Origin of the sequence: Streptomyces sp. NPDC006798 (genome assembly GCF_040635975.1) — a bacterium.
GTDB lineage: Bacteria > Actinomycetota > Actinomycetes > Streptomycetales > Streptomycetaceae > Streptomyces.
In genome coordinates this window covers 87,924-95,322 of sequence record NZ_JBEYIS010000031.1, presented here as the reverse complement: position 1 = coordinate 95,322, position 7,399 = coordinate 87,924, and the positions used below count along the sequence as shown (strand labels likewise).

Sequence of the window (7,399 nt, the reverse complement as noted above, 5' to 3'; positions counted from 1 at the left end):
GGGGTGCTGTCGCTGGATGATGCCTGCCGACTCGTCCGGGCCCGGGGCGGGCTGATGGACGCCCTCCCGTCCGGCGGTGTGATGGTCGCCGTCGAAGCGGCGGAGGACGAAGTGGCGCCCCTGCTCGCCGGGGGAGTCTCCCTCGGCGCCGTCAACGGGCCGGAAGCGGTCGTACTGTCGGGCGTCGAGGAGGAGGTACTGGCGGTGGTGGCCGGGTTCGAGGCGCTGGGGCGCCGGACCCGCCGGCTGACGGTCTCCCACGCCTTCCACTCGTCCCTGATGGAACCGGTGCTGGCGGAGTTCCGTACGGTGGCGGAGGGGCTGACGTTCCATCAGCCCAGGATTCCCGTGGTCGCGGCCGGGGACGTGTCCTCGCCCGGGTTCTGGGTGGACCACATCCGGGACGCCGTCCGGTTCATGGACACCGTCCGGGGCATGGAGGCCAGGGGCGTCACCACCTTCGTGGAACTCGGCCCCGACCGGATCGTCTCCGGTATGGCCGCGGGCTGCGCGGAGGGCGACGACACCGCCTTCGTACCGCTGGCCGGGAAGGACCGCGACGAGACCGCCGCCCTGGTCGAGGCGCTGGCCCGGATCTGGGTCCGGGGCGGGACCCTCGACTGGCCCCGGCTCGTCGCCGACCGGCCCGAGGCCCGCGACCTGGTCCTGCCGACCTACCCCTTCCAGCGCCGCCGCTACTGGACGGAGCCGGTGTACGGAAACGCCGACGGTGTCGGCGCCCCGTCCGGGCAGGACCCGGCCGGACACCCGCTGCTCGCCGCCGTACTGACCGCGCCCGGCGGCGAGACCGTCACCCTCACCGGCCGGCTCTCCCTGCGCGACCATCCCTGGCTCGCCGAGCACACCCTCGCCGGGACCGTCACCGTCCCCGCCAGCGCCTTCGTGGAGCTGGCGATCCGGGCCGGGGACGAGGCCGGCCGGCCCGTCGTGGACGAGCTCACCCTGCTGGCGCCGCTCGTACTCACCGACCGCGACACCGTCCGCGTCCAGGTCGTCGCCGGGCCGCCCGACGCCACCGGCCGCCGCCCGCTGACCGTGTACGGGCGTGCCGAACACACCGAGGAGTGGACCCGCCACGCGGAGGGCGTCCTCGCCCCCGAGGGTCCTGCCACCTCCGGCGTCGACTCCGGTGCCTGGCCGCCGCCCGGCGCCGAACCCGTCGACGTCGACGCGCTCTACGGGCTCCTCGCCGAGCAGGGCTTCGGCTACGGCCCGCTGTTCGCCGGGGTACGCGCCGCCTGGCGGCACGGGGACGAGGTCCACGCCGAAGTCGCGCTCCCCGAGGAGACCGCCGTCGACGGCTACGGCATCCACCCGGCCCTGCTCGACGCGGCCCTGCACACCGGCGAACTGTTCGCCGCCGACAACACCCCGACCATGCCGTTCACCTGGCGGGGCGTCAGCCTGACCGCGACCGGCGCGACGACCCTGCGGGTCCGGCTCACGGCCCTGCCCGGAGGCGGCTACGCCGTCCACGCCGCCGACCCGGCCGGGGCACCCGTCCTCACGGCCGACGCCCTGCGCACCCGCGCCGTACCGGCCGACGCCCTCGGCGGCACCGAACGCCACCGGGACCTGTACACCGTCGACTGGACCCCCCTGCCGTCGCCGGAGAGCCGGGCCGACTCCGGCACCGAGCGGTGGGCCGTCATCGGCGGCCTCGCCGTCCCGGGCGCCGACCCCTACCCCGACCTGGCGGCCCTCCTCGCCACCGGAACGGTCCCCCCGGTCGTCGTCCACGCCCCCGCCCGCCCGGCCGCCGACACGGCCCCGCCGGACGCGGTCCGCGCCACGACGGCCGCCGTACTCGCCCTGCTCACCGCATGGCTGGCCGACGAGCGGTGCGCCGCCGCCCGGCTGGTCCTCGTCACAACCGGCTCGCCGCTGGTCGACGGGGCCGTCGCCGGACTCGTCCGGGCGGCCCAGGCCGAACACCCCGGCCGGATCCTGCTCGCCCGCGCCGCCGACGGCCCCGACGGCCCCGACGGCGATCAGGGCTGGCTCCGGGCGGCCGTCGCCTCCGGCGAACCGGAGACCGCCCACCGCGACGGCCTGGTGTACGCCCCGAGGCTCACCGCCGCGACCGGCGCCCGCAAACCCGTGGAGACCGGCGACACCGTCCTGGTCACCGGCGGTACGGGCGGCCTGGGCGCGGTGGTGGCCCGGCATCTGGTGGTCCGGCACGGGGTCACCCGGCTGGTGCTGGTCAGCCGCCGGGGTGACGAAGCCCCTGGCGCTGTCGAACTGAAGGCGGAACTGGCCGGGCTCGGGGCGGACGTGGTGATCGCCGCCGCCGATGTCGCCGACCGAGACGCCGTCGCCCGGCTCCTCGCCGAACACCCCGTCGACGGCATCGTCCACACGGCGGGCGTCGTCGCCGACGGACTGCTCGCCACCATGACACCCGACCGGCTCGACACCGTACTCCGGCCCAAGGCCGACGCCGCCTGGCACCTCCACGAACTCGCCGGAGAACTCCGGATGTTCGTCCTCTTCTCCTCCGCCGCCGGAACCTGGGACGGCGCCGGACAGTCCAACTACGCCGCCGCCAACGGCTTCCTCGACGCCCTCGCCGCCCACCGCCGCGACCTCGGCCTCCCCGCGTCGTCCCTCGCCTGGGGCCTGTGGGAGGAACGGGCCGGAATGGCGGGCCGCCTCACGGACACCGACATCGAACGGATGGCCCGCGCCGGGCTCCGGGCCCTGCCCACCGACGACGCGCTCGCCCTCCTCGACACCGCCGTCGGCCTCGACCACCCCGTCGTCCTGCCGCTCCGGCTCGACCCGGGCGCCGTCGCCCGCGCCGGGACACCCGTACCGGCGCTGCTGCGGGCCCTGGTCCGTACCCCCGCCAGGCGTACGGCCCCGGCCGCGTCCGCCGCCCCGGCCGCCGCCGAACAGTCCCTCACCGACCGGCTCGGGGCGCTCCCCGCCGACGACCGGGGGCCGCTCCTGCTGGAGCTGGTCCGAACCGAGGTCGCCGCGGTCCTCGGCCACGGCGGAGCCCGCGACATCGAACCCGGCCGCGGCTTCAACGAACTCGGCGTCGACTCCCTCGCCGCCCTCGAACTCCGCAACGGCCTCGCGGCCAAGGCCGGGATCAGGCTCCCCGCGACCCTGGTCTTCGACTACCCGAACCCGGCGGCCATCGCCGCCCACCTCCTCGACCAGCTCGCCGTCCCCGACCCCGGCACCACATCGGCCCCGCTCGGCGCGGAGCTGGCCGCCATCGAAAGGACCCTGACCGCGGGCTCCCCGGGAGACCCGACCCTGGACACCCTCGTCGCCCGCCTCCGCGAACTCACCGCCCGCTGGTCGGACCCGGGCCCAGAGGACGACGCCTTGTCCTCGGCGACGGCGGACGAACTCTTCGACATCCTGGACGGTGAGCTGAACTAGCCTCCACTTCAATTGACCGGCCGCGCCCGGCGCCCCTCGCGGCGGCCGGGCCGCGGCCCTGTCCGTGGGTGCTCGCGCAGTTCCGCCCCCTTTTTCTTCGGCGGTGGGGGGACCCTCAGCGCCTCGGCCCTCCGGGTGAGGCCCGCGCCATCCGCCCGGCCGGGCGAATGCTGCCGGGCGACCGCGCGCCGTCGTGGGCTGGTCGCGCAGTTCCCCGCGCCCCTAAACGCTCTCCCCGGCGCCGTCCCCTGAAGATGGGCCCGCCTCTATCCGAGGGCGACGAGGAGGGCAACCCAGGTGGCGCTGCGGGTCCCCCCATTGCCGAAGGCATAGGGGGCGGAACCGCGCGCTCAGCCACGGACGGTCCGCAGACCGAATACTGCGGACGGGTGCCGGGTGGGTCCGGCAATCACCGCAGCAGCCGGGGCCCGGAAACAAGAGACGGCCGTCCCCGGGAAGCATTCCCGGGGACGGCCGTCCGGCCACCACCCACAAGAAGAGACGATCGCGGCTGACACGGGGGCCACGACCCCTCAGGCGGCGCCGGTCAGGGACGCGGCGGTCAGGAACACGCGGCGGTCATGGATACGTACCGCTCACCAAGTGATCCGCAGCGCCGCCGGCCCGCGGACGATGACGCCGAACTTCCACTCCACCGCCTCCGCGCCGCCGTCCAGGCGGATCTCCGGCAGCCGGGTCAGCAGTGCCGTGAGGGACTCCTGGAGCTCCATCCGGGCGAGCTGCGCGCCGATGCAGTGGTGCGGGCCGTGGCCGAAGGTGACATGGGGGTTGTCGGTCCGGGCCAGGTCGATGGTCTCCGGGTCGTCGAAGACCTCCGGGTCCCGGTTCGCGGCGTGCAGCGCCGCGAGTACCGGTTCGCCGGTACGGACCAGGGTGTCGCCGACCCAGACGTCCTCCAGGGCGTACCTGGCGAACATCGCGGCCGTGTTGATGGGCACGTACCGCAGCAGTTCCTCGACGGCCGTCGGCATCAGCCCCGGGTCGGCCCGGAGCCGCTCCATCAGGCCGGGCCGGGTGAGCAGGGTGTAGACGAAGCTCGGCAGCGCCGCCGCGACGGTCTCGACGCCGCCCGTGAGCAGCCCCGCGCCCGCCAGCACGATCAGTTCGTTGTCGGTGAGCTTGTCGCCGTTGTCGCGGGCGAAGACCAGGGCGCCCAGCAGATCGTCGGTGGGTTCCTTGCGCCGTTCGGCGACGAGGGCGGCCATGTAGTCGTCGAGTTCGCCGCCGATGTCGAAGAGGACGTCCGCTTTCGCGGTCTCGTCGTTCGTGACGCCTTCCGTCCAGACGCGGAAGACATGGCGATCCTCGAACGGGACACCCAGCAGATCGCAGATGACGTTGACCGGCAGCAGCCGGGCGAAGTCCTCGACGATATCGGCGGGTTCGCCTTTGCCGTGTTTGGCGACGAGCCCGTCGACGAGACTTTCCGCGAGCCCCCGGACGCCGTCCCGCATCTGGTTCATCCGGCGGGCGGTGAACGCCTTGCCGACGAGCCTGCGGAGCCGGGTGTGGTCCGGCGGGTCCATGCCCATGATGCCGTCGCCGGTGGACTGGCGGCGCAGTCGTGGCTGGTCGAGCCCCTGGGCGATCTCCCGGCTGAACCGGGGGTCGGTCATCACCAGTTTGACGTCGGCGTGCCGGACGGCGAGCCAGGAGGGTTCCCCGTACGGCAGCCGGACCCGGCTCATGGGCTCCTCGCGCCGGAGCCGCTCGTACAGCGGCGAGACCCCGATGTCCGCCATCTCGAACGGATAGTCGCGCACCGTCGGTGGCACGGTCATACGAGTCCTCCTCGGTGAAGGGGCCGTCCGGCGAAACATCGGCGGGTGATCGACGGAAGAGACGGAAAGACAGAAGAGACGGACGTACCGGGGGGACGCCGCGCCGGGCCCCGCGCGCCGGGCATCGGAGGGCGCGCGGGGCACCGGACGCCGTCGCGACGAACGTCGGCGGGCGGCGGGCGGCCCTGAGGCCGCACCCGGCGGGCGATCCGTTACGGCAACCTAGCCGCCGCCTCCCGCCCCCGACACCCCTAGGGCCTTTCTTCCGGATCTTGCTGGGGTTCGCGTGCCCTGGCACCGCTCCCCCTGGGCCCGGCGGCCCGGGAGGTACCCCCACGCCGCGTTGTCGTCAATCACCCATGGCCCCCTGCGCCTGGCGGCGCGGGTGGGGGCACCTCCCGGGCGGAGCCCAGGGGGCGTGCCCCCACCGCAGTGGCTCATTCCTCCGCCTTGCGATCCACGGCACCAGACCCCGCTCACTAACCCCGCCTGATCCGGAAGAAAGGCCCTAACCAGCCGTGCCGCCCGCGGCCCGCGGCCCGTACTCCGCCCGGGCCAGGGCCGTCAGCCGGAGCCGGTCCGTCTTGCGGTTGGGGTTGAGCGGGAAGGCGTCGAGGTGGCGGAAGTGCCGGGGCAGTACCCCGTCCGGGACGACCTCCCGGAGCCGCCGGACCAGTTCGCGGGGTTCGACGGGGGTGCCGGTGTAGAAGGCGACGAGTTCGGTGCCGCCGGGGGTGTCGACGCCGACGACGACCGCGTCGTCCGTGCCGCAGGCCCGTACCGCGTGCTCCACCTCGGCCGGCTCGACCCGCCAGCCGTGCACCTGGAGCTGGGAGTCCAGCCGGCCGACGTAGACCAGGCCGCCGCCGGGCGTCCGGCGGACCCGGTCCCCGGTGCGGTACCAGCGGCGGCCCTCGCGCTCCACGAACCGGCCGTGTTCGTCGGCCGGGTCGAGATAGCCCGCCGCCAGCTGGGGGCCGGTGATCCACAGCTCGCCCTCGGCGTCCTCGCCGTCCTCGCCGTCCTCGCCGTCTATGGGCTTGTCGTCGGGGCCGAGCAGCAGATAGTCGTGGCCGTCGTTGATCCCGCCGATGGGGGAGAGGCCGTTGACGGCGGCCCGGGGGGACTCCTCGTCGTCCCAGCGGTGCGCCGCGACGGTGATCGTCAGCTCGGTGGGGCCGTACAGGTTCTCCAGCGTCGCGCCGGGCGCGGCCCGCCGCCAGTCCAGCGCGTCACGGCACTTGAGGGCCTCACCGGCGAAGAGGCTCCAGCGCAGCCCGGGCATCCGGGACCCGCCGACCCCTTCAGTCCCCCCGCCGCCCCCATCGACAGCGCCGTTGCCGAGCCTGCCGAGCCGCCGGGTCAGATCGATGACACTGGGCGTGGAGAACCAGACGGTGACACCCTGCGCGGCGATGAAGCCGGGCAGATCGCGGTAAGCGGGCGGCGGTACGGGTACCACGGTCGCCCCCGCGCCCCAGGCGCAGAACAGGTCGAAGACGGCGCAGTCGAAGTTGAGGTCGAACGCCTGCGAGAAGACGTCGGACGGGCCGAAGTCGTAGCGGCGCTCCATCAGGCCGAAGTAGTGGTCGGTGGCGCCATGGGTGATCACCACACCCTTGGGGCGGCCGGTGGAGCCCGAGGTGAACAGCAGATACGCCGGATCGCCGGGCTTGCACCGCACCGGCTCCGGCAGGGCGGGTTCGGGGCGCGGTACGAGCCGTACGACTCCGGCGGGCAGCCCGCCGTCCGGCGTGTCGGGCAGGTCCGGCGCCAGTACGGGGAAGTCCACTGGGACGTCCCCGCCGCCTGCCAGGGCGTCGGCCAGTACCGGCAGCCCGGCCCCGTCTACGACGACCGCGTCCGCGCCGGACGCCCGCAGGATCTCCCGGGTCCTGGCCGCCGGGAAGTCGGGCCGCAGCGGCACCACGGCCGCCCCCGCGTACAGGACGGCCAGGATCCCCGCGTAGCCGGTGGCGCTCTTGCCCGCCAGGACGCCGACGGACCGGGCGCCCGCGGCGGTCAGCGCGCCCGCCCAGCGCAGCGCCGTCCGGTGCAGTTCCCGGTAGGAGACGCTCTCCGTACCGATCCTCACCGCGGCGCCGTCGGGCGCCGTCGACAGCCCGCGCAGGAACCGGGCGTGCAGCCCGTGATCCATGGTGTCGTCCATGCTCGTC

At 74.6% G+C, this 7,399-nt stretch carries 3 protein-coding genes; 1 reads left to right on the top strand and 2 read right to left on the bottom strand.

Annotated elements, in window-relative coordinates; all coding sequences use genetic code 11:
* A partial coding sequence (locus ABZ714_RS21640) for an SDR family NAD(P)-dependent oxidoreductase (RefSeq protein ID WP_358826907.1) occupies positions 1-3,420 on the top strand: 3,420 nt, incomplete at its 5' end.
* A gap of 596 nt (positions 3,421-4,016) precedes the next feature.
* Here the strand turns inward: ABZ714_RS21640 and ABZ714_RS21635 are convergent.
* Positions 4,017-5,222 (bottom strand): cytochrome P450, encoded by a 1,206-nt coding sequence (locus tag ABZ714_RS21635; RefSeq protein ID WP_358826906.1) that lies wholly within the window; start codon positions 5,220-5,222, stop codon positions 4,017-4,019.
* A gap of 508 nt (positions 5,223-5,730) precedes the next feature.
* A complete protein-coding gene (locus ABZ714_RS21630; protein ID WP_358826905.1) occupies positions 5,731-7,392 on the bottom strand; it encodes an AMP-binding protein in 1,662 nt (553 codons plus the stop codon).
* Positions 7,393-7,399 lie beyond the last annotated feature (7 nt).